General features: G+C 66.9%; 18 protein-coding genes. 7 read left to right on the forward strand and 11 right to left on the reverse strand.

What is annotated here, in order from left to right; translation table 11 throughout:
- Positions 1-253 precede the first annotated feature (253 nt).
- From BLV04_RS07015 to BLV04_RS07030, 4 genes are all read right to left on the reverse strand, one after another.
- Positions 254-793, reverse strand: a complete 540-nt coding sequence (locus BLV04_RS07015; RefSeq protein WP_245731769.1) for an RES family NAD+ phosphorylase — start codon at positions 791-793, stop codon at positions 254-256.
- Entirely contained in the window at positions 790-1158 is a 369-nt protein-coding gene (locus BLV04_RS07020; protein WP_093029436.1) for an antitoxin Xre/MbcA/ParS toxin-binding domain-containing protein, read from the reverse strand. The genes BLV04_RS07015 and BLV04_RS07020 overlap by 4 nt, the downstream gene beginning before the upstream one ends.
- Positions 1159-1315: 157 nt before the next feature.
- Positions 1316-5191, reverse strand: a complete 3876-nt coding sequence (gene putA, locus BLV04_RS07025) for a bifunctional proline dehydrogenase/L-glutamate gamma-semialdehyde dehydrogenase PutA (protein WP_093029439.1) — start codon at positions 5189-5191, stop codon at positions 1316-1318.
- 272 nt (positions 5192-5463) lie between these two features.
- The gene (locus BLV04_RS07030) at positions 5464-6735 is read right to left on the reverse strand and encodes a multifunctional CCA addition/repair protein (protein WP_093029441.1); all 1272 of its coding nucleotides are present in this window, start codon (positions 6733-6735) and stop codon (positions 5464-5466) included.
- Positions 6736-6929: 194 nt separating this feature from the next.
- Here BLV04_RS07030 and BLV04_RS07035 point away from each other — a divergent pair, with 194 nt between their 5' ends.
- A complete protein-coding gene (locus BLV04_RS07035; RefSeq protein ID WP_093029443.1) occupies positions 6930-7412 on the forward strand; it encodes a DUF2939 domain-containing protein in 483 nt (160 codons plus the stop codon).
- Between the two features lie 15 nt (positions 7413-7427).
- On the opposite strand, the gene BLV04_RS07040 is transcribed toward BLV04_RS07035, so the two are convergent.
- A complete protein-coding gene (locus BLV04_RS07040) occupies positions 7428-8072 on the reverse strand; it encodes a TetR/AcrR family transcriptional regulator (protein WP_093029445.1) in 645 nt (214 codons plus the stop codon).
- Positions 8073-8660: 588 nt separating this feature from the next.
- Between BLV04_RS07040 and BLV04_RS07045 the strand changes: the two genes are divergently transcribed.
- Positions 8661-9137, forward strand: coding sequence for a hypothetical protein (locus BLV04_RS07045; protein ID WP_217633665.1), 477 nt, complete (start codon positions 8661-8663; stop codon positions 9135-9137).
- 123 nt (positions 9138-9260) lie between these two features.
- On the opposite strand, the gene recD is transcribed toward BLV04_RS07045, so the two are convergent.
- The 3 genes from recD to recC are packed head-to-tail and all read right to left on the reverse strand — an operon-like array spanning position 9261 to position 18969.
- Entirely contained in the window at positions 9261-11393 is a 2133-nt protein-coding gene (gene recD / locus BLV04_RS07050; RefSeq protein ID WP_093029447.1) for an exodeoxyribonuclease V subunit alpha, read from the reverse strand.
- The gene (gene recB / locus BLV04_RS07055; protein ID WP_245731778.1) at positions 11390-15298 is read right to left on the reverse strand and encodes an exodeoxyribonuclease V subunit beta; all 3909 of its coding nucleotides are present in this window, start codon (positions 15296-15298) and stop codon (positions 11390-11392) included. The genes recD and recB overlap by 4 nt, the downstream gene beginning before the upstream one ends.
- Before the next feature lie 32 nt (positions 15299-15330).
- Positions 15331-18969, reverse strand: coding sequence for an exodeoxyribonuclease V subunit gamma (gene recC, locus BLV04_RS07060; RefSeq protein WP_093029451.1), 3639 nt, complete (start codon positions 18967-18969; stop codon positions 15331-15333).
- Between the two features lie 327 nt (positions 18970-19296).
- Here recC and BLV04_RS07065 point away from each other — a divergent pair, with 327 nt between their 5' ends.
- Positions 19297-19644, forward strand: a complete 348-nt coding sequence (locus tag BLV04_RS07065) for an FUN14 domain-containing protein (protein ID WP_093029508.1) — start codon at positions 19297-19299, stop codon at positions 19642-19644.
- Between the two features lie 44 nt (positions 19645-19688).
- On the opposite strand, the gene BLV04_RS07070 is transcribed toward BLV04_RS07065, so the two are convergent.
- Positions 19689-20468, reverse strand: a complete 780-nt coding sequence (locus BLV04_RS07070) for an ABC transporter ATP-binding protein (protein ID WP_175534527.1) — start codon at positions 20466-20468, stop codon at positions 19689-19691.
- Between the two features lie 88 nt (positions 20469-20556).
- Here BLV04_RS07070 and BLV04_RS25245 point away from each other — a divergent pair, with 88 nt between their 5' ends.
- From BLV04_RS25245 to BLV04_RS07085, 4 genes are all read left to right on the forward strand, one after another.
- Entirely contained in the window at positions 20557-20877 is a 321-nt protein-coding gene (locus BLV04_RS25245; protein ID WP_217633666.1) for a hypothetical protein, read from the forward strand.
- 61 nt (positions 20878-20938) lie between these two features.
- A complete protein-coding gene (locus tag BLV04_RS24840) occupies positions 20939-21094 on the forward strand; it encodes a hypothetical protein (RefSeq protein WP_175534521.1) in 156 nt (51 codons plus the stop codon).
- A 42-nt stretch (positions 21095-21136) separates the two neighbouring features.
- Entirely contained in the window at positions 21137-21409 is a 273-nt protein-coding gene (locus tag BLV04_RS07080) for an antitoxin (RefSeq protein WP_093029454.1), read from the forward strand.
- The gene (locus tag BLV04_RS07085) at positions 21406-21831 is read left to right on the forward strand and encodes a type II toxin-antitoxin system VapC family toxin (RefSeq protein ID WP_093029456.1); all 426 of its coding nucleotides are present in this window, start codon (positions 21406-21408) and stop codon (positions 21829-21831) included. The genes BLV04_RS07080 and BLV04_RS07085 overlap by 4 nt, the downstream gene beginning before the upstream one ends.
- Positions 21832-22084: 253 nt before the next feature.
- Here BLV04_RS07085 and BLV04_RS07090 read toward each other — a convergent pair whose 3' ends face one another.
- Positions 22085-22675, reverse strand: coding sequence for a hypothetical protein (locus tag BLV04_RS07090; protein ID WP_093029458.1), 591 nt, complete (start codon positions 22673-22675; stop codon positions 22085-22087).
- A gap of 620 nt (positions 22676-23295) precedes the next feature.
- Positions 23296-23484, reverse strand: coding sequence for a hypothetical protein (locus BLV04_RS07100; protein ID WP_093029462.1), 189 nt, complete (start codon positions 23482-23484; stop codon positions 23296-23298).
- Positions 23485-23769: the final 285 nt, after the last annotated feature.

The raw sequence follows: 23769 nt of genomic DNA on the forward strand, positions 1-23769 counted from the left end.
TGTCCCTCCGACAGGCAACAGTCCGTGGCGCGTTGTGGCGAGTGGCACGGGTACTCCCTGGGGTCTGAGGCCATTACGAGCCTGGCATCGAGAGCACGCGGTAACCAGGGAGATCCGTACCGGTCCACCGGAGGCGGGCACCCGCGAACAAGGGGGTCCGATAAGGGGTTTTTCAGAGGCCTTGTCGCTACAACAAGGCCGCCGAGGAAGGGGCGTTGGACTAAGGATGTCGGCAAAATGAAGTCTCAAGGATTCACACCCAGGAGGCATCATCCTTCGGCAAGCGTCCGAAATCATCGATGACCAGTGCCTGGCAGGGCGGAGTGTCGGACCACTGCCAGGGAACAAGGTCGCGTTCAGCCCGCGTCGTGCCGGGTGCGAAGCTGGGTACGAGCGCGCCATGGCAGCCGACGGCGATCAATGTCTCGGCGAGCGACCAGCTCGGCGGCGTTCGGTCACGCGAAACCAGGTCCTCCCAAGCACAGGCCAGCGTCGCGTCATCGACTCCGCGGGCGGCGAGTACGGCCGGATCGGTTAGGTCGATGATCCGCTCGCAGCGCACGCGATAGCCGACCAGAGTCATGGGTTGCGCCTTGAACGGCAGTCCCTGCTGAGCCTCCATCCACGCGGTCTTGGGGTCGAGCGAGGTATAGAGGGCCGGGGTGCCTCGCGGGTTGAAGCGACCGCCATGGCGTGCCGCTCCGTCTCCCGAGGTCGGCGCGAAGGCCCAGCGGGGATTGTGGGCGCGATAGACCACACCGACGAAGGGGCGTGTCGGCGGCGCCTCCGTCACGCGTAGCCGCCTTCCGCGATTCGCGACAGATAATCCTTGACGGCCTGCGCGCGGCCATCCTTGACCAGATCCTCGGCGGTTCTGTCGCCGAACGAAGGGAGCGGCTGAGAACGAAACCAGGCGAACGCGCGTCCGGGTGAGCCGGTCCAGCTCGTGACTCGATTGATGATCTCCACGGTGTCGCGCAACCGCGTCTGGGTCTGACGTGCCTCGCGCCGATCACGCTTGGATACCGCGTCACGGGATAATCCGGTCGCCTTAGCCAGCTCGGTCTTGGTGATGTGCAGCACTTCGGCCAGGCGATCCGTCGCAATCAGCCCTTGCTCCGTGATGACCTCGGAGAGCAGTTCGGCGGGAACAGACATGGCGCGCCTCGTTTATAGAACCTTTCAATGGTTAGATTATGAGGCGGATCGTCCGAGACGCAAGGGAAGAGCGGCCAGTGCGGCCATGCCGGGCCGCGCTAACCCCGGATCCGGGGACGGTTTGGTGAACCGGGGAAAAGAGCGATCGGCACCTGCTTCAGCCGCCCTCGTCGTCGGCGGCGGCAAGGAGCGAGGCATTGCCCCCCGAGGCGGTGGTGTCGCGCGAAAGGGTCTTTTCGGTCAAGAATCGGCGTATCCAACCGGGGCTGCCGGCCGGCGGTATGCCGATGCCGGCACCGACGTCGGCGCCGACGTCGACCCAGGGAATCAGGGGCCGGATCGGTCCCTCGCTGCGGGCGAGTGCGGCGTCGAGCCGGGCGGCGAGGGCCTCCTCACCCTGAAACGCGAGTCCGTCCAGACGCGGGTCGGCGGCGAGGTCCTCCAGGTCCGCATCCGTCCCCGGCGGGATCAGGGCAAGCAACGCGATCGGCGCCCCGGCGTCGATGAAATGCTGCACGGCCCGATGGACCCCCGGTCCGACGGCGATGACACGATTGCCCGTGACCAGGGCAGCACCGATCTGTGCGGCGAGCACGGCCGGATCGTCGGCGACGCAGGCGAGCCGCCCGAGCGGCTCGAGAAAGAGCTGGTTCTCCTCGCCCGTCGGGCCCGCGAGTGCGAGCGGGGCGGCGAGCATGGCGCGCGCCCGGGCCGCAAGTCCGACGAGGGTCGCGCCGGCTGCACCTCCGATGCGCGTTGCCGCCCGCTCGAGAATCGTTGCGCGCGTCTCGAGGTCCGGCGGCTGGGCATCATCCGGTCGGCTTAAGGCATCCTCCAGATCTCGGCGCGACAGACCCGTCGGCGCAGCGCTCACAGGGGCGTCGCCCCCCTGAAAGGGATCCGCTCGACCGACATCGGTGCCGACCTGGCTCGCATTACCCGAGACGCCGACGGCCGGTCGGGCGGCGACCAATCGCTCCAGATGATAGGGTCCGCCCGCCTTGGGTCCGGTGCCCGAGAGCCCGCGTCCGCCGAAGGGCTGGATACCGACCAGGGCGCCGATCTGGTTGCGATTGATATAGATGTTGCCGACACGGGCCCGTGCCGCGATCCGGCGCCAGGTCGCGTCGATACGGGTATGCACGCCGAGTGTGAGCCCGTAGCCCTTGGCATTGATGCTGTCGACCACCGCGTCGAGCGTATCCGGGGCGAAGCGCACCACATGCAGGAGCGGCCCGAAAACCTCGCGCTCAAGCTGGCCGGCATGCTCCAGCTCAAAGGCCGCGGGGGCGACGAACCAGCCGTGCTCGGTCCCGGGGCCCGGAGCGACCCGTCGGATGAGGCGTGCCTCGCGCTCCATCCGACGAGCGTGCGCCTCCAGCATCGCCGCCGCATCGCCGTCGATGACCGGGCCGACGTCGGTGTCGAGCAGGCCCGGGTCGCCCAGTCTGAGCTCGTCCATTGCCCCGGCGAGCATGTCGAGCGTGTGCTCCGCGATGTCCTCTTGCAGGAAGAGCAGGCGCAGGGCCGAGCAACGCTGGCCCGCGCTGCGGAAGGCACCGGAGAGCACGTCGCGAATCACCTGCTCGGTCAGAGCGGTGCTGTCGACGATCATCGCATTGATCCCGCCGGTCTCGGCGATCAGCACCCGGCGGCGATCGGAGCGTCCCGCGAGCTGCCGATTGATGGAACGCGCCACCTCGGTCGAGCCCGTGAAGCAAACCCCGGCGATCCTCGGGTCGGTGACCAGCGCGGCGCCGACGCGGGCCCCCTCCCCCGGCAAGAGGTGCAGGACCGCGCCCGGCACTCCGGCCTCGTGCAGGAGCCGGACCGTCCGCGCGGCGATCAACGGGGTCTGCTCGGCGGGTTTGGCCAGGACCGCGTTGCCGGCGACCAGCGCGGCGCTTACCTGCCCGATAAAGATGGCGAGCGGGAAGTTCCAAGGGCTGATGCAGACAAAGACGCCGCCGCCCTCGACGCTCGCGGTATGCCCGGACGCGGATTCCTGCACCGAGAGCTCGGGGCCGAGCCCGGCGCGCGCCCGAGCGGCATAGTAACGACAGAAGTCGACCGCCTCGCGAACCTCGGCCAGCGCATCGGGCAGGGTCTTGCCGGCCTCGCGCACCGCCAGCGCCATGAAGGCGGGCAGATCGGCCTCCAGTGCATCGGCCGCGCGCTCGAGACAGGCGGCGCGCTCCTCGGGGTCACGCGCCGCCCACGCGGGCGCGGCGGTCGCAGCAAGGACGAGCGCCCGCTCGATCTCGGCCGGGTCGGCGTCGCGGACCCCGCCGATCTCGCGTGTCCGATCGGCCGGCGAGACCACGGGCCGCAGTCCCGCCTCGGCCATCATGCCGTCGATGATCGGGGCTGCGGTCCAGGGTCCGTCCGCGGCGGACATGGCCTCACGCAAGCGCAGCAGCTCGCCCGGCGAGGCGAGATCCAGACCTCGCGCAATCGTCCGCTCGGGCAGCAGGATCGCACGAGGCAGCGGGATCCGCGGGTGCGGCTGGCCGGCGTGCGAGCGCATCTGGGCGATGGGGTCCCGCACGATCGCCGCGATCGGCAGACGCTCGTCGCGCAGCCGGTTGACGAAGGAGCTGTTGGCGCCGTTCTCCAGAAGACGGCGCACCAAATAGGGCAGGAGATCCTCATGGCGCCCGACCGGGGCATAGATGCGGCAGCCGACCCCGAGATCAGCGTCCTCGACGACCCTTTGATAGAGCGCCTCGCCCATGCCGTGCAGACGCTGAAACTCGAACCCGCGGGTCGTCCCGGCCAACTCAAGCACGGCCGCGATCGTGTGGGCGTTGTGGGTCGCAAACTGCGGGTAAAGCCGGTCTGCGCGCGCGAGCAGCCGACGCGCGCAGGCGAGATAGGACACATCCGTGGCGGCCTTGCGGGTGAAGACCGGATAGCCCGCTTGGCCGCCCTCCTGCGCCCGTTTGATCTCGGTGTCCCAATAGGCGCCCTTCACCAGCCGGACCATCAGCCGGCACCGATGCCGTCCCGCAAGCGCGCCGAGCCAGTCGATCACCGCCGGGGCGCGCTTCTGATACGCCTGGACGGCGACCCCGAGACCCCGCCAATCGCCGAGCGCGGGATCGCCCGCCAGTGCGGCGATGAGCTCCAGCGAGAGATCGAGCCGATCGGCCTCCTCCGCGTCGATCGTCAGGCCGATGTCGCGCTCGGCCGCGGCCCGCGCCAATGCGAGGAGCCGCGGTAGAAGCTCGGCCATGACACGGCCTCGCTGCGCGGCTTCGTAGCGCGGATGCAGCGCCGAGAGCTTCACCGAGATCCCCGGCCCGGCGACCGGTCCGCGGCGTTTCGCGGCGGTGCCGATCGCGCGGATCGCCTCTCGGTAGGCCCCGTAGTAGCGCTCGGCGTCCTCGGCGGTGCAGGCGGCCTCGCCGAGCATGTCGTAGGAATAGGTGTAACCCTTGGCCTCGCCCGTCCGGGCCCGCTCCAATGCCTCCTCGATCCTGGAGCCCATGACGAACTGCAGCGCCAGGATCCGCATCGCTTGCCCAAGGGCCTCGCGCACCACGGGCTCGCCGAGCCGACCGACCAGTCGGCCGATCAAGCTTCCGGCGCTGCCGTCTTCCGTGCGACCGAACGCCACCACTCGCCCCGTCAGCATCAGGGCAAGCGTCGAGGCATTCACCAGGAGCGACTGCGAGTGACCGAGGTGGCGGTCCCAGTCGGCCGGGGCCAGCTTGTCCTGGATCAGACGTTCCCGCGTGCCGGTGTCCGGGATGCGCAGCAGGGCCTCGGCGATACACATCAGCGTCACGCCTTCCGGCGTGGAGAGACCGTACTCCTGAAGAAAGGCGTCGAGTCCGCCGGCCTGCCCTCCGCCGAGACGCACTGCCTCGACGAGCCGACGGGCGGTCGTGTCGATCCGCTGCAGGGCGTCGGCACCGAGGTCCAGATCCGCGAAACAAGCCTGGACACAAGCCGCCTCGTCGGCGCGGGTCAGGGCGTCGATGGCCGCACGCGGCGGATCCGGCTCGGCGAGGCTCTCGCTGACGAACATCGGTGGTCCGGGGCTTTAAGATGGGTTCGCGATGCGTTCGACTTGGGGTCAATCCGGCATGATCGCCACCCTGGTTTGCTCAAACGGTGAGCCGCGCATCGCTCGTGCATCCGTTCGCGGGGTTCCTGCGGCCATCGGTCTCGTGGCGCGGAGCGCCGAAGCCATGCGCAATTGTTGAGTGGGATTCCGATGTTCGCGGAATCACCTCGACCCTTGTGGCGGCGGTATTCGTTTCGTTGGCGACGTCCCGGGACGATGTGCTTCGCTGCGCCCTACCCGTCTGGAGAGCCCGCAGGCGTTTCGGGCGGGTTGCGCATGGCCGTCTTCAGGGCGCCGACGCGCGCAGCGCGGATGTGCTCCGGGATGAGTCGCGGCTCGCGTGCGGCGCGGGCGACGGCGCCGACGTCCACGGCCGCGACGGCGGCCTGCAACCGACGCAGGGTCTCGCCCTGCGGATAGTCGCGGTCGGCGTAGCCGGTGCGGCCCCGATAATCGGCCTCGCAGGCGGTCAGCATCCGGTGGAAGCGCTCCGGCCGACGGAAGGCGTCGGCGCCTTCCAGGAGATCGAGGATGGTCGTCGCGCGCAGCTCGTCGACCTTGTGGACGAGGCCGTGGTAGCGCGCCGTGATGCGGGCGAGCTCGCGAAAGCGAACGGGAACGCGCAGACGCTCGCAGATAGCCTCGAGCAGTTCGACGCTGCGTTCCTCGTGACCCCGATGACTCGGAAGGATCTCGGTCGGCGTGGTGCCCTTGCCGAGGTCGTGACAGAGTGCGGCGAAACGCACGCCCAGATCCGGGGACAGCCGCGAGGCCATGTCGACGACCAGCATAACGTGGACGCCCGTATCGACCTCCGGATGCCACTTCTCCGGTTGGGGCACGCCCCAGAGGCGATCGACCTCGGGGAGCAGCCGGACCAGTGCGCCGCAGTCGCGCAGCACCTCGAAGAACCGCGAGGGACGGTCCTCGCAGAGCGCGCGCGCCAGCTCCTGCCAGACCCGCTCGGGGACCAAGGCATCGACCTCGCCGGCCGCGACCATCTCGCGCATCAGAGCCATGGTCTCGGGCGCGACACGGAAGCCGAGGTCGTCGAAGCGGGCCGCGAAGCGGGCGAGACGCAGGATCCGGACCGGGTCTTCCGCGAAGGCCGGAGAGACATGCCGCAAGACGCGCGCCTGGAGGTCCGCAAGCCCTCCGTAGGGATCGATCAGGACACCGGACGGATCCTCGGCGAGTGCGTTGATGGTGAGATCCCGGCGCTGCAGGTCCTCCTCGAGCGTGATGTCCGGGTCCGCGTGCACCGCGAAGCCGTGATAGCCGGGCGCGGTCTTGCGCTCGGTGCGCGCCAAGGCGTACTCGTCCTTGGTCTGTGGATGCAGAAAGACGGGGAAGTCCTTGCCGACCTGCTGAAAACCGCGGGAGAGAAGCTCATCGGGTGTCGCGCCGACCACGACGAAATCGCGCTCGCCGACCGCGCGCCCGAGCAAACGGTCGCGCACGGCGCCGCCGACCAGATAGATACGCAGACCGTCGGTTGCACTCACGGCGAGGGTCCGACGCGCAAGAACGCATCGGCACCGGACCCAAGGGCCGACCGGGCGCGGGGGAAGTCTGGAGCGGGGATCGCGATCGGCATGGAGAGCCTCTTCTCTGCGGTCTGTCCGGTCTCGGGATTATACCGGGCAGAGGCTTGCGGGTAGAATTCACGGTCCGTTTCATCACCTGAGACCCGAAGACCATGCGACTCTTTGGATATCTGATCCTGTTCGCGCTGATCGGCTACGGCATCTGGCCCTATTTCACGGTCTTCCGTCTCGACGAGGCGATCAATCAAGAGGGTACGGCTCAGCTTGCCACCATGGTGGACCTGCCGGCGATCCGTGCCAATTACAAGGCGCGGGTTACCGCGGGCGTCGACGGCATCTTCCCGTCGGGAGATCCGGAAAGCGTCATGAATTGGATCCGCCAAAACGTCGACCGCCTCGGCGACTCCGCACTTGAGCAGGCCATTACCCTGACTTGGGTGCGCGACACCCTGCGCGGTGCCGTCACGCGAGCCACCGGCCAGAGTCCGCCCTACCTGCTCGGCGGGATCGACTTTGCGTTTTTCGAGTCCTACAACCGATTCTTGATCCGAATCGGTGACTTGGGCCGCTCGCCGACCCATGTGCGGATGACGCTGCAGGGCACTGACTGGAAGATTACCGACATCATCGACTGAGTCAGCGCGCATCTCTCATCCGGGCCTGTCGAAGCAATCCGCCTCGACAGGATTCGCGGCGCCTTGAACCATCCCGTCCAGGTAACGCCCGATCAGCTCGGTCGTCAAGACCTCCGCCGGGGCGTCGCCGCCGATCGCGAGCTTGCCGGTCAAGGCCAGAACGGTGATCCCGTGGACCCCGCCCCACAGCGACTGGGCCGAGCGGCGCACCGCGGCCGGGCTCGCTCGCGGGTTCAAGGCCGCGATTGACTCCGCAACCTGGAGGAAGAACGCCTCGATCTTGCGCACGAGCGGTTCGGGCAGATCACTGCCGGCCGCGCGGGTGTGCTCGAAGATCAAACGCCAGCGCGTCGGGTGCGCCGACGCGAACGCCAGATAGGCCCGCCCCATCGCCAAGAGGGATGCGCGCGGCTCGGAGACCTCGGCAAGCGCTGCGCTGATGTGCTCGCGCAGCTCGTCGAGGGTCCGCTCGTTGACCTGCAGGATCAGGTCCTCGCGGTTCTGAAAGACGAAATAAAGGCTGCCCACCGTGTAGCCGATCCGCCCGGCGACCGCACGGGTCGTCAACCGCTCCGGCCCCTCCTCCTCCAGCAAGGCGACAGCCGCATCGAGCGCCATCGTCGTCAGCTCGTCTTTGGTGTGCTCGCCGCGTCTGCCCATGGGAATGTCTCCGGTTTTGGTTCCTGTTGTCGGGAGCTTCCTTCTGATTGAGCCGCTCGCGCGCCGCCTTCAGATCCGCCAGGGCGCGGCCCAACAACGTACGTGCCTGCTCGGGCGTGAGGCCGTCGCGGTAAGCCTCGTCGAGCTGTCGCGGTTCTTAATCGCTGAGGTCCATACCGGGTGGAGTGGCTGCGGCCCGTTACCGCAAGGTGTTGTCGGCTGATGCTGTCAGGCTACAGGAGCCGTCTTGCGTAGGTCAATGATCGGCAATCGGGATGCCAAATCGAGGGGGTTAAACGGTTACATTCGGATTCGGCACCGAAGCAGCAGTTCTTGTCTCCCAACGCAGTGGGGAATTCACCAATGTCTACAAACGCGAAGCTGCCCTTGCTTGACTCGACGGGTCATGGATGTTCCGCGGATGACCGACGGCGATTAGCGGCACCGGGGTCTCTCCGTTATCGATCCCGGGGCGACGGAGAATCGCCGGTTTCAAAACCGGGAGGCCGTCGTACGGATTCGGGACTCGATCGACAAGGAGCGCGATTTACACACTGTCGCGGCATCCGTGCGGCCTTCGCGAGTCTGTTGATCGGCACCCTGGCGGCGCAACCCGGGTTGGCGGATGCGACGAATAGCCACTGCTCGTCGGGTGAATTGGTGGTCTTTTCCTGCGACACCGGGAAGAAGACGGTCTCCGTGTGCGCATCGCCCGATCTCTCGGCGCGGGGCGGCTGGGTTGAATACCGATTCGGTCCCGTCGGGGCTCCCGAGTTGGTGTTCCCGGCCGCCCGTTCGCATCCGCGCCATGTAGTTCAAGCCGGGACCTGGGGTTTCTCGGGGGGCGGCGGAGCCTTCATGCAGTTCAGCAAGGCCCCCTACGCCTATACCGTCTACACGGCCATCGGCAAGGGCTGGGGCGAAAAGTCCGGAGTGGCAGTCCTCAAGAACGGCAAACGTATCGCAAACCTACCCTGCCTCGGCCCGGTACAGTCCGAGCTTGGACCTGACCTATTCGGCCGCGCAGGACTCGACGACCAGCCGGACGCCTTCGAGCTGCCCTGATCCACATGACTCCATCGGGATGCTGAGCTGCTGAAGCTCGGCCTCGTTCACAATTTCGGCCAAAGCGGCACGCGGCGCGGAGCGCGCAGCGCCGGGGGCATGGGTGACACCGCGGAGCGGATGTCACGAGACTCTTTGTCCTTCATCCATCAACCCGCTGGCCCGCAACACTCGTCGCTGCACCGCTTGCTCCAAAACCTGATCCCCGCCCGGCTGCACCAAGGTGAGGTGGGCGCGTGCGCGGGTAATGCCGGTGTAGAGCAGCTCGCGGGTGAGGATGGGGCTCAGGGTCTCGGGCAAGATCAACGCGGCGTGGCTGAACTCGGAGCCTTGAGATTTGTGGACGGTGAGTGCGTAGACGGTCTCGACCGCCTGGAGGCGGCTGGGGAGGATCCATTTGATGCCTTCTTGGCCGTCGCCGGCGGGGAAGGCGACGCGGAGCGTCCAGTCCCGATCGCCGGGTGCGGGGCGGACCAAGGTGATGCCGATGTCGCCGTTCATGAGCCCCAGGCCGTAGTCGTTGCGGGTGATCAGGACGGGGCGCCCGAGATACCAGCCGCTGTTGGCCGGGATGAGATCGGCGTCGTGCAGCAAGCCGGCGATACGCTGGTTCAGGCCCTCCACACCCCAGGGTCCACGCCGCAGGGCGCAAAGACATTGAAAGCGGCCGTGGGCCTGCAGGACGTCGCGCGCCCAGGCATCGTAGGCGGATGCGTCGGCGTCGCGGGCCGGTTGACCTTCTCGCAGGGTGTCGAGGTAGTGGCGGTAGCCGTGTCGAGGCGGGTGCGCATCGGTCTGCGCCTGCCGTGCTCCATCGCCGCGCCGCGGATCGGCCGGCGCGATCGCCGCGCCCTCGATGACCAGTGACCGGAAGGTCGCATCCTCGGTGCTGCTGAGCGCGACCAAGGCGAGGTCGGGATAACCGCCTGTCCAGATGTCGCGGACCTTGACCGGATCGCCTGCGTTGACCGCCTCGGCGAGCTGGCCGATGCCGCTGTCGGCCGAGAAGCGGTGACTGTGGCGCAGCATGACAATGGACTGATCCAGCTTGGTGCCGTCGGGATCGACGAGGTCGGCCAGGATCTGCTCGCCGCTCGCGCGCTCCAGCCAGTCGCGGGTGCTCGGGGTGTAGTGGCCTTCACGGGCACGACCGCACAGTTCCCCGAGCACCGCACCCGCCTCGACCGATGCGAGCTGATCCTTGTCGCCGAGCAGGATGAGCCGCGCGTTCGCCGGCAGGGCGTCGAGGACGGAGGCCATCATCTCCAGATCGACCATGGATGCCTCGTCGATGACCAGCACATCGAGCGCCAGCGGATTACCGGCATGGTGGCGCAGACGGCGGGTGTCCGGGCGACTGCCGAGCAGACGGTGGAGCGTGCTCACGGTGACGGGGATGGCGGCGCGCACGGTCTCGCCGTTCGCCAGGTCGGCAAGCGGCAGGCTGGCGACCGCGGCGGCGATGGATTCGTTCAGACGGGCCGCGGCCTTGCCGGTGGGTGCCGCGAGACGGATGCGCAGGGGGCGCGCCTGCTGGCCGGGCGGCGGCTCGACAAGCGCCAGGGCTTGCAGCAGGGCCAGGAGGCGCACGACGGTCGTGGTCTTCCCCGTGCCTGGACCGCCGGTGATGATGCTGAAGGCGCTGCGGGCGGCGAGCGCACAGGCGAGCTTCTGCCAGTCGACCGTTTGGCCGGGTGTCCGATCGGGCGGGAAGAGACGCTCGAGCAGCGCGCGCATGGGCGCGATCGGCAGGGCGGTTTGCAGGGCTTGCGAGCGCGCCGAACGGTCATCGATACCGGCGCGCACGGCCTGCTCGTAGCGCCAGTAACGCCGGAGATAGAGTCGCGGACCGACCAGGACCAGCGGCGTGTCGCCGACACCGCTGCCGACCAGATCGGGATGGGCGAGCGCCGCCTGCCAGTCGCGCAGGGTCAGACCCTCCAGTACCTCGGCGGGGTGCGGCGGGGTGTCCGTCGGCGCAGTGTCGGCGCCCTCGGGGGGCAAGGACAGGGCGAAGGTCGGATCCTTCAGCGTGGCCGCCAGATCGAGACAGGCGTGGCCGCGACCGAGCTGGTGGCTGGCGAGCGCCGCGGCGAGGATCAGCAAAGGGGACGCGTCCGGCACCTCGCGGCGGAGAAAATCGGCGAAGGCCACATCGAGCGCGCGCAGCCAGTCGCGCTCGGCCCAGCGGGCGAGGAGTGTGTCCATGTGCGGCCCGTCGGCCTTTGCCGCTCGCATCGTCCGATCGGTACTCATGCGCTTCCCTCCTCCGCCTTGCGCGCAAAGCAGCGATCCAACGCCTCGATCAGCTCGCGCGGCGGGCGCTCGGCATGCAGTCCCCGGCTCGGCGACTCGATACCGCGCAGGAAGAGATAGACGGCGCCGCCGACGTGGCGGTCGTAGTCGTAGTCCGGCAAACGCACCTTGAGAAGCCGATGCAGGGCGAAGAGATAGAGGACGTATTGGAGCTCGTAGCGCGCGTGCAGGATCTCGGCGCGCATGGCCTCCGCGGTGTAGGCGGCGGCGTCCGGGCCGAGCCAGTTGGACTTGTAGTCGGCCACGTAGTATCGGCCCTCATGCTCGAACACCAGGTCCATGAAGCCCTTGAGCATGCCGTTGAGAATATTGGTTTGGAGCGCCGGGCGGGGTGCACGGTCGAGGGTGTAGGTGCAGACCAGGCGGTCGATCTCGCGGGTGTCGGCACGGTGGGCGGCGATCCAGAACTCCATCTCGGGGACGGCGCCGGTCAGGTCGACGAGGCTGAAGGCCGCGGCCGGAAGCGCGCCCATCGCGGGCACGGGCAACGGCGTTGTCAGGAAGGACTGCATCCAGGCCGTAAGCGGATCGATCCATTGGGACCAGCCGCGCACCTGACAGCGTCGGGCGATGGTGTCGCGCAGCCGCACCGGATCGGCGGCGGCCTCGGCGAAACTCGGGTTCGCGGCCCATTCGAGCAGATCGTGGAGGAAGGTGCCCGCCTCCGGCCCACGCGGGAAGGCGTGGATGGATCCTGCTGCGGGCGGTCGATCGCTTGCGTCCTTGCTCGACATCGAAGGGGGCAGCTCGGTGCCCGGCCCGGCCGTCTGCGCGGCCTGCATCTCCCGAAATCGATCCTCTGTCGGCGTATCGGCGGGCGTATGGACAGGCGTATCGGCGGGTATCACGGACCGGGCAGGGTCGTCGCCGGCGACGGTGCGCAGGGCCGAATAGCTGGCGATCCACCAGGGCTCGCGCACGACGGGGACCGAGGTGCGTGCCGGCCCGAGACGGCGCGGCGGACCGGCCGGGAGGAAGCGGTCTCTCACGGCATCGGGCGGGGATTCCGGCGAAGGCTCGGGCGCCCCCACCACGTCGATGGACACACAGTCGCCGCGCAGATCCTCGAGCGCCTGCTCCAGACCGTCGGGGGCGATCACGGCGCCTCCGCCCAAGAGATACCCGAAGGCGCCGCCTTCCAGTCCGGCCAGCGGCGCGAGACCGACCCAGGTGGCATGCCGGGCGCGGGTTAGGGCGACATAGAGCTTGCGCAGATCCTCGCCGAGACGCTCGCGATCGGCCCGCTCCAGGACCTCGTCATCGGCACGGAGGCCGAGCTGCAGCCGGCCATCCGCATCGTGCCATTTGAGCGGAAGGTCATCCTTCTTGGTCTGTCGATGATCGGCAGCGAACGGCAGAAAAACCAAGGGGTACTCGAGTCCCTTGGATTTATGCACCGTCACCACCTGCACCAGATCGGCGTCGCTCTCCAAACGGATCTGGCGGACGTCGCCGCTCGCGCCGCGGTCCGCATCCCGGCACTGCTCTGCGAGATGGCGGATCAGCGCATGCTCTCCGTCGAGCAGGACGCTGGCCTGTTGGAGCAGCTCGGCGAGATGGAGCAGATCGGTGAGGATACGCTCGCCGTCGAAGCCCGACCCCGAGCCCGAATCAGACGCGAGCAACCGCGCGGGGACGCCGAAGTCGTTGAGCAGGCGCCGCAGCATCGGCAGCACGCCTTGCCGGCGCCAGATATCGCGATAGGCGCGAAACTGAAGCACGCGCGACTCCCAGGCGAGCTCGTCGTGATTGAGACGATCGAGCTCGGACCAGCTCAGGCCGAGTGTCGCGGTGGCCAGCGCGGCGCGCAGCAGGCCCGCGTCGTCGGGCTCGGCACAGGCGGCCAGCCAATGTTGCAGCTCGCCGGCCTGCGGGCTTTGGTAGACGGAATCCTGGTCGGAAAGATAGACGCTGCGCACCCCGCGTTGCGCCAAGGCGCGGCGGATGATCGACGCCTCGGAACGCGTGTTGACGAGCACGGCCAGATCGGCCGGACGCAGGGGCTTGGGTGCACCTTCGCCGACGAAGGCCGCGCATCCGGTCTGCCCGAGATTGAGCAGACTCACCATCTCCGCGGCGCACACCTCGGCGATCCGCGTGCGATAGGCGTCCTTGCTCAGCGCCTTGCCCGGCGCGTTCGGCGGCAGCCAACAAGCGATGAGCGCCGGGGGGGCCTTGCCATCGACCTGCAGCGCGTCCTTGCGCCCCTTCGCGTCCGCCGCGATGAAGGGCACCGGATTGTCGGTCCCGGTCCCTGCAATAGTATCGTTGTCGTTGCCGCTGCGGAAGAGGAATGCGCCGGCCCCGGTCTCGCGGTTCTCAGCCGCCTCGAAGCAGCGGTTGGTCGCGGCGACCACCTCGGGCGTGGAGCGGTAGTTGCGCTTCAGGGTATAGAGACGGCCCGCGCAGTCTCGGCGGGCGGCGAGATAGGTGTGGATGTCCGCGCCGCGGAAGGCATAGATCGCCTGCTTGGGGTCGCCGATGAGGATGAGCGCGGTCGCGGGGTCGTTCGCCGCGACCCGGTAAACGGCATCGAAGATGCGGTACTGCACCGGGTCGGTGTCCTGGAACTCGTCGATCAGGGCGACGGGGAACTGGCGGCGGATGATCTCGGCCAAGCGCTCGCCGTTCTCACCCTGCAGGGCGGCATCGAGCCGGGTCAGCAGGTCGTTGAAGCCCATCTGGGCGCGGCGGGTCTGCTCGGCGGCGAAGCGGTCCGCGACCCAGCGCGCCGCGTGGCGCAGGAGGGCGGATCGTGGGGTGGGCAGGTCGGCCAGCTCGGCTTTGAGGTCGGCGATCGCCTGCGGTGCGGGATGGGATGGAGGATGATCGCCCTCCTTCCAGGCATCAGACAGACCCGCGGGCGTGAGACGCTCCCAGCCTCTCCCCAGATCAAGCGCCTCGGCGGCGGGGTCGGCGGCCCAGTCTCGTAAGTCGTTCAGCCATTTGTTGTAGCGATCCCTTCGCAGCAATTGTCCTTTAACGCGCTTGTTGGCGACGGCATCATCGAAGAGCGCCTGAAGCTCGTCCGCCCAGGTCGCCCAAGGGGCCTTAAGCGCGGCGAGACGACCCGCCTTCTCCTTGCGGACAGCCTCGAGTGCGACGGCCGGCTCCGCCGCGGCATCGAGTCGATCGGCATGCTCGACGAGTGCCCGGATGGACCCCTGCAGCGCCTCCGGACCGGACCACCACTGACGCACCTCGGCAGCCGACTCGGCGTCGAGCGGGATCATGAAGGTCCGCCAATAGTCGCGCACCACCTCGGAGAGCAGCTCGCTCTGATCGGTCTCCAGGGTCTGGGTGAAATGGCTGTCGCTGTCGAAGGCGTGCTCGCGCAGCATCCGATTGCACCAGCCGTGGATGGTCGAGACCGCGGCCTCGTCCATCCATTCGGCGGCCAACTGCAGCTTGCGCGCACAGGCCGGCCAGTGCTCGGGAGGGTATTCGGCGCGCAGGTCGTGAAGCGGATCCTCGCCGGGAGGGCGTGCTGCGATCCCATCCGGCTCGGCGCGGAAGGCGGTCGCGGCATCGGCAAGACGCGCGCGGATGCGGTCGCGCAGCTCGCGGGTGGCGGCATCGGTGAAGGTGACGACCAGGATCTCGGGCGGGGTGAAGGCGCGGGGCGCGGTGTCCTGTGCAGCTTGGGGCGCGTCGTTCGGTACGCCGTGACCGAGCACCAGGCGGACATAGAGTGTCGCGATGGTAAAGGTCTTGCCGGTGCCGGCACTGGCCTCGATCAGTCGGCTGCCGCAGAGCGGGAAGCGCAGCGGATCCAGTGAAGCAGAGCCTGTGGATCGGGCTTCAGCCCGACCAGCGACCGCTGCGATCTCCGCCTGATCGGACATCGCCGTCGTTGTTGTTCGGCCGTTTGCGGGACTCATGCGGCGGCTCCGGTCGCTTGCGGTGCGGCGGGCCGGTCCGGCGTCTTCTTGTTGTCGGCATGCATCGCGGTGTAGAGCGGGCGCAGCAGGCTCTCGGCCAGCTCGGCGAATTCACCGCTCGCGCAGAGTGCGTCGAAGTCCGGATAGGCGCGTGCGAGATAGGGATCGGTCTCGACCTCGCCCGTTTGCATATAGCTTCCCTCGTAGATCGTGCGGGCCTTCGACGCATCGCCGGCCTTGAGCCATTCGAGCGCGGTCTTCGCGGCCAGCGGGAGCGGACGGCACAGGCCGACCTGCCAGGCCGCCAACAGGGCGGTCAGGTGCGCCTTCGCATGCTCGACCGGCAGTGGCTTGAGCTCGACATCGCCGGCCTTGCTGAGGACCAGCGTGGTGAGGGGTCCTCCGGCCAGATGCAGGGCCAGATGCGCGGCCCAATGACGGATGAGCTTCTCGCCGCGGTAGTGGTTGTTCTTCGTCAGGTCGCTCGCCTCGATGAGCACACGTCCTCGACGGCCCTCCGCATCGGTGCGGATGCCGCCGATCCAGTCCGCCAGCTCGGGCACGGGCTCCGGGAGATCGGCTTGAAACCGGATTTCTTCTTCGTCCTCGAGAGGGTGCGGCCAGCGGTCAAGGGCGGTTTGGTAGCGCCCGAAGAGATCGTCCATCGGCGCGACCAGATCCACTGCGACGGCCTCGCCGAAGGCACCCGGTGCGAGATCGCCGCGACGGCGTACCCGGTCGAGCCGGGCCTCGCGCGCCGCGGCGATCGGCTCGCCGTGAGCCAAGGCCTGTTCCTGCACCCGAATCAGCTCGTCTTGAAGCTGCCACCGGCCGAGCCCGTCGAGGACGAAGGGCTCCTGATCCGCGCTCGCCGGATCGTCGGACTCGAAGACAACGCCGAGCCGCTGGCGGAAAAATGCCTTGACCGGGGACTTGAGGAAGTCGACGAGATCGCGGAGCGCGAGTGGCTCGTCGCGGGGCAGCGGCGGCAGCACAGACGCCGGCGGTTGCGACGTGGCATCCGGGAGATCAGGCCGCGCCGCATCAAAGGGGCGCCATTCGCGAGCATAGGTGAAGAGCGGGGCCGTCATCGGATCAGCCGGGAAATAGTCGGGGCTGAAGGGCTGGAGCGGATGCTCCACGGTGAGTGCGCTCAAGAGTGCCTGACCCGCATCGATCGCGCGTGTCTCATCCGATATCGCCGTATCGAGCGCCATCCGCCAACCGGCGGCAAGATGATCGCGCAGCTGGGCGACCAGCACCGAAGGCGGTCGCACGCCGTTGTCGGTAATGCTGCGGCCGACCCAGGAGATGTGCAGATGGTCCCGCGCCGAGAGTAGGGCCTCCAGAAAGAGATAGCGGTCGTCCTCGCGCCGCGAGCGGTCGCCGGGTCGGTAGTCTCGACCCATGAGGTCGAAGTCCATCGGGATGCGGGTACGCGGGTAATCGCCGTCGTTCATACCGAGCAGGCAGACCCGGCGAAAGGGGATGGCCCGCATCGGCATCAGGGTCGCGAAGGTGACGGCGCCGGCGAAGAAGCGTTGCGACAGACCGCCGTCGTCGAGCTGCGACAGCCAGTATTCACCGACGACCGACAGGGGCAGCTCCTCGGCAAGCGCGGCCTCCTCGCACGCCTCTTGCCATCCTTGCAGGGCGGTGTCGAGCTGCATGAGGGTGAAGGCTTCGCCGTTGTCTGCGGCATCGAAGAAATCCGCCATCAGGGCGCGCAGACGCCTGCACCAGTCAGCGACGGTCGCGGGCTCGCACAGGGTCCGCCAGGTCGACTCCAGACGCTCGACCAGCTGCACGAGCGGACCGAGCAGGGCCGCATCCAGACCGCCGATCTCATCGAACGACTCGATCCCCTGCCATGCTCCCTTCTCGCCGGGGGCACCAACCGCATAGCCGAGCAGCATCCGGCGCAGACCGAACAGCCAGGTGTGCTGGGCCTGTGCGTCGGCCTGAGTCGGCAGATCGAGGCTCGCGCGCTGCTCGGCGTGCAGGCCCCAGCGGATGTTGGCGCCGCGGATCCAGCGATGCAGTCGCGGGAGGTCCGTCTCGGCGATGCCGAAGCGACGGCGCAGTGCCGGGGCTTCGAGCAGATCGAGCACATCGCTGACCGCAAGGCGTGACCGGGGCAGGTCGAGTAACTTCTCCAGGGCCGCGATCAAGGGCTGGGTCGCCCGTTGGCCTTGATCCGCGACGCTGTAGGGGATGTAGCGCGGGTCATCGCGATCGATCAGACCGAACACCGCCTGGATGTGCGGCGCGTAGGTATCGATGTCCGGCACCATGACGATGATGTCGCGGGGTGTCAGGGTCCTGTCTGCATTGAAGGCTGCGAGCAAGACGTCGTGCAGGATCTCGACCTCGCGCTGGGGGCTGTGGGCGATATGAAAGCGGATGGAGACATCGCCCGTCGAAGGGACCTCCGGCCAATGCGTGAGTGTCTCTTTGAGCGGGCGCAGATCGCGGATGTCGTCCTGGAGCTGCTCAAGCATCGAGTCGGCCTCTTGCGAGGCGTCGAACAGATCGATCCGCTGGCCGATCGCATTGAACCGCACGAGATAGCCGGCCCGAGCCGCCTCGTCGTCATGTTCGTCGAGCAGGCCGATGAAGTCGCGGCCTTGTTTGCCCCAAGCCGCGAGCAGCGGGTGGGCGTGCAGGTGCATCCCCTCCTCGGACAGAGCCGCCGGCATGCCGTCGCGGCGCCGCTGACGGGTGCGCTCGGCGCGCAGCAGATCCTTGTCGGCGACGATGTCGGCCCAGTAATGCTCGCAGGGGTTGTGCACGCACATGAGAACCTGCGTCCAGCGCGCCATCCCGGCCAGCACCTCCAGGGACTGACGCGGCAAACTGGAGATCCCGAAGACCATGACCCGACGCGGCAGGCCGCGCGGGTGCGCGTCTTCCGGCCAGTCGGACACACGGCGCAGGAATGCCTCGTGGACGCCGGCGCGACCGATTCCGGCACCCTGCCTTCGGACATCGCCGTCTTCCTGCACATCCGCCAACAGGGCACGCCAGAGTCCCGACTGCCAGCGCTGCTCGTCCGGCAAGGGGACGCGAGTTCCGCGCGCCTCGATCAGCACGTCCTCGCCGTTGCCCCAGGCGTCGAGCCAGTCGGCGCGATAGACCTGATACTGGTCGTAGAGATCGGCCAGACGCTCGGCGAGCTGAAAGCGTTTGCGCAGGTCGGCATCATTCTGCAGGAAGCGCCGCAGCGGCATGTATTCGGGCCGAGCCAACAGCTCGGGCAGGAGGCGCATCAGGCGCCAGACCAGGCGGGACTTGTCGAAGGGCGAGATCTCCGGAACCGCATCGCTACCGAGCACCGCCCGGTAGACACGCCAGAGAAAGCGCGCCGGCAGCGAGATCTCGAGTGCCGCGGCGATCCCCACGCCCCGCTCGCCGGCGGCAAACTCACCCGAGCCCGGATCGGCATCGGCGGCGAGGGCAAGCTTCAGCCACTGCGCGATACCGTTGCTTTGCGCAAGAATGATCTCGTTTTCGAGCGGGGCCAGCGGGTAGCGCGCCATCCATTCCACCAGAAGATCGCGCAGATCTTCCGGGCGGTTGCCGTGGACAAGCATCAGGCCGGGTGTGAGGGCGCTTGTAGTCACGTCGAGCTCCATGCAACGGTGAACAGCGGTCATTGTGCGCGAAGGTCGACCGGAGCGCACACGCCTTCCGCATCGAGGCCGGCAAGGCGAATACGGTCCGCATGTGCGGGGCGTGCAATGCGACGAAACATCCGCGTGTGCTCGGTATACACTAGCGGAGCAGTGCAGAGATTCCGAGACCGTCCGAGATCATTTTCGTTGTCGTAATCGACTATCGATACGACAACGACAACGAAAATGATCTCGGACGGTTTCGACACATCTGCCGTGCTGCACTTGCGCCTCGCCGACGCGCTCCGACCCGACCTCCTTCCTTCCGCCTCGTTGCCGACAGACCCGATGGATCATCTCGCAGTAGACACCGCACCGGTGGAGGCCGCCGGACTCTTCAACGAAACCTTCTTCCTGAAGCTCGGGTTCTCCTTCATGGTCGGGCTGGCGCTCGGGTTTGCGCTGAAGATGGCCTTCAAGCTGGTGCTGCTCGTCGTCGGCCTCATCCTGCTCGGGGTCTTTGCCTTGCAGTATGCCGGCATTCTGGACGTGAACTGGTCCGGCTTGGAGATCCACTACGACGGCTGGGTCGAGTGGCTCACGGTCAATGGAGGCGCCTTTTTCGACTTCATCGGCGGCAACCTCACCAGTGCAGCATCCTTTACGGCCGGCTTGGTGATGGGCTTCAGGCTTTAGGCGGGGAGCAACCAGAGTTCGCCCGGCCCGAGGCCGGAATCGGCTCAGTCGCCGAGCGGCTTCGAGCCAAGGGCGCGATTGATCTCGGCGAGACGCACGGTGCGATCGAACAAGGGCTCGAGCGCCGCATCGTGACTCACGAAGATCAAACTCATCCGCGTCTCGGCACACTCCCGAAACAGCAGTTTAATAAAGGCTTCGCGGCGATCCGAATCGAGCGCAGACGTCGGCTCGTCGGCGATCAGGATCTCGGGCGAGCCCATGAGCGCGCGCGCCGCAGCGACACGCTGCTGCTGCCCGACCGAGAGCTCGGTGACGGACCGCTTCGAACGCGCGGCCTCGGCCATATCGAGATGGTCGAGCAAGCGTAGCGCCTCCTCATCCAAACACCGCGCAGAGCGGCCGCCGCAGCCGGCGCGCGCGAGCACGCGCACCCGACGCAGGCGCGAGAAGCGGCAAGGCAAGGTCACGTTCTCGACCAGCGACAGGTAAGGGATCAGGTTGAACATCTGAAAGACGTAGCCGACATGGTCGGCCCGGAAGTGATCGCGCCGGACTGCACCCATGCACTCCAGTGGCTGCCCGAGAATCCGCAGGCTCCCCTGCTCGGCCTTGACCACACCGGCTAGAAGACTCAGCAGCGTTGTCTTGCCGCTGCCGCTCGGTCCCTCGATGAAGACACGCTCGCCGCGCGCGATCTCAAGGTGGTCGATGGCAAGCACGACCGGCGCCCCGCGTCGCCATCGGAAGGCCAGATCGCGGATCGAGATGACCGGAGAAGGATTCCCTCCGGGTTCCCCAAGGTTCCCCCGGGCTTCCAACATCCCAACCGAGAGGGTCATGTGCCAACTCCCCAGATTAATTTTACAGAGCGGTCCTTGGGTGTCTGGGTCAAGGATACTCGGAGTGGGGATGTTTCAGTTGACGCCTTCACCGGAATCACGCGGCAGTGCTCGATCATGGCTTCAAGGCTGCTCTGTATCCACCACCGGGAAAATCCAGGTAGTCGTTGAGGACGGGGGTGGTCCAGATCGCACGCTTCTCGATGCGACCATGGCCCAGGGTGGGCGGCTCGCGGAAGTCGGGTTGATTGCGCCCCTCCTCGAAGAACAGGCGAAGATCGGCCTGCAGGTTCGGCTGGTTGTCTTTGACGGTGAAGACATCGTGGGCGCCGCGCGCGGCACACTTCCAGTAAATTTTGGCTCGAACGGTTCCGTCCTGCTGAAACAATGAAGGCGGTGGAGATTGAAGATGGTGGATAACAAGACCTCAAGCGTGCGATCAGGCAGTAGGCATGACAAATCCAGTTGAATCGCTCGCAGGTCTGTTCCAGGATGCCGAGAAACGCCGCCCGGTCGCCATCGGCGTCGCCGAGAATGATGCTGCGCCGCTCGTTACCGCGCGCCGTCACGTGATAGAGCGCGCCGGAGAATTCCAGCCGGAGGTGTAATCCAAAGGCTATGGCTCACCACACCCCGGAAGGACACCACCCATGATTGCAACCGCCAAGATCCGCTCCACAAAACACCGACAGACAGTGCAGCTTCCTCCGGGGTTCGAGCTCGCCGCGGCCGAGGTATGGATCCGCAAGGATGAGACAACCGGCGAGATCATCCTGACCCCCAAGGCCCCTGGCCCCGATTCCGACGGGCTGCAATCGCTGTTCATCCTGCTGGACGAGGCGCCCCTGCCCGCAGATTTTCTGTCGGAACGGTCGAATCCGGTCGAGGTGCCACGCAACCCGCTGGAAGACTGGTCGACATGATCCGTTACCTCATCGATACGGACATCTCGAGCTATTTCCTCAAAAAGCGCTATCCATCGCTTGATCGGCGGATGCGGGCGGCCTTGATGGCGAACGCGGTCGCGATCTCCGCCATCACCCGCGCCGAACTGCGCTACGGACAAGCCTTGCTGCCGAGCGATGCCGCCAAGCGGCACGCACTGATCGATGCCTTCATCGCGGAGGCTCCAGTCATCGACTGGGGCAGTCGGGCTGCCGACCGTTACGGCGCGGTCGCTGCCGACCTGCGCCGCAGGGGCGTGCCGATCGGCTGCATGGACACGAAGATCGCGGCCCATGCTCTGGCGGAAGGGCTGATTCTCGTGACCAATAATGCCGACGATTTCGGGCGGGTTCCCGGACTTACCTTGGAGAATTGGATCGAGGCGGCGGCAGGGGTATGACTGGCTACTGAACCGCCTCCAATCGACCCTGTTCGTGGGCCACAGCCCGCGGAGGACCGAGCCTGGCTACAGATGAACCAGGAAAGCAGAGCTTCTCGAACCGAGTTACCAAGCTCCGCTTGGAAACTAAGGACGAGAAAGGAAGACGGCGGCGACGCGAAAAACGTGAAAAAACGGACCAGGCTCGAATGGCACGACTGCTACCGCTCAGAAATACCCATTAGGAAGGAACAGGGTCTGGTCTTGGCAAGAGTCAAGACCAGACCCTGAACCCCGCGCCGAGCATTGATGTCGCATGCGGGAAAGCGTTTTCATCCGCTTCCCGTCGGGCGACGAACTCCACAATCTCCTGGACGCGGTCACGCGACGGGCCATTCAGGTTTCTGCCGTACCTCGCATCGTAGTGACCGCAGTAGTCGGCCGCGAGCTTGTAGCCCAAGCGAGGGTCGTCCGGATGCCTGAGGCAGATCGTGAGCGCATCTTCGATCAGCATCAGCGCGTGCGAGTTGACCAAGCGAACCCGGCCCCAGCTCAGGCTCCTATAGTCGGGTTGGAAGGCTTCGAGGCGTCCGTGAAGTTCCCACATCGCCCGTGCGTTCAGATCGCCGCGCGCCTGGATCTCCTCGAGCAGTGCGCGCGCTTGCGCCAATAAAGCGGCTTCCGGCTCGGATGCCGGTGCTTCCCCGGTCGCCGCCTGCTCGGCGATCCACAGAGCGAAGGCGGTCAGGCGTCCGGGCCTTTCGAACCACTTCTTCAGGACCGACAGGCGGACAAGCTCCGCGAACTCTGTGCGATCGATCTCCTCGACGATAGAGGCGAGTTTCCGATGAATCGTGATTGCCATAGGCCATTCGCTCGGGTCGTGCCGATGAATTGGATTGTCGAGGTCAAACGGGTGATGAGACAACCGCAACCGAGCGCTTGATCGCAGCGGTCGTGGTGGTTGCAACGCGAGGCTTTTCGAAACACGCCTCGGTGCGAGACTATGCGGGTTCATGGATACCACCAGGAGGAATTTCGGACATGGTCGCCATCAGGATGAGTGTGTCGCATCGCGACGGCAGGGTACGCCGTGGAGTCGCGTATGGGTCTTGAAGATCGGGATTGGTATTGGAAAGCGCGGGACGAGCGGGATCGGGAGTTGGCGCGAAAAGCAGAACGTGTTCCGATTCGTTCTCGTTTTCCCGGCCCCCGATCCGGACCCGTTTTCGGATCGGATCTCGGTCCAGGGCCCGAGATCGACCTGAGTCGGTACAAGGGGCTGTTCCGGCTACTGCTCGCGGTGGTGCTGTTTTTCGCTGCGATCGTGCTGATCTCGTTTGTGTTCGTGACGGTCCTTAGAATGCTCTAGGGCATCGGGCATCGGGCGTCGGCTCGGGTTCGCCCGAGCCGACCAGGGTTTGCCGCGGCGGATCGGGGATCGAAGAGGCGAAAGCCCCGTTTCCGGGGCCTTCGTCGGACGTGCTACTCCTCGTCGCTGTCCTCCGCGTAGAGCCCGGTCCCGCAGCTCTCGCATCCGTCCTCCGGCGTCACCTCGTCGCCGCATTCCTTGCAGAAGTGGACCGGGTAGTCCTCGCCGATGTCCCAGCGCGTCGCCCCCTGCCCCGCGTCCAACCACAAGGCGTCCGGGTAGTCGTCGATGTTGCGCGTCATGGCGTGTCTCCTTGAGCTTCGGCAACCCTCTGTTCGGGTCGTCTCCCCCTCAGCGGATGGTGTCTGATCCTGTCAAGGGAGGGGCCCCGTCCGGTTGTCGGGGCGCGATCGGCTCGGATTTCGTTTTACGGGATACGGTTCGGGCGCCCCGACAAGCGGATGGGGAGGTGCCCTTGACAGGATCAGACCCTGAGTACGGCCACCTTCCCTGATGGGTTTTTCCTCTTAAATCGTCAACTTGTATGAGGGAGAGCGGTGGGCCTCCCTCGGGGTGCTTGAACAACA

Origin of the sequence: Thiocapsa roseopersicina (assembly GCF_900106925.1) — a bacterium.
Lineage (GTDB): Bacteria > Pseudomonadota > Gammaproteobacteria > Chromatiales > Chromatiaceae > Thiocapsa > Thiocapsa roseopersicina.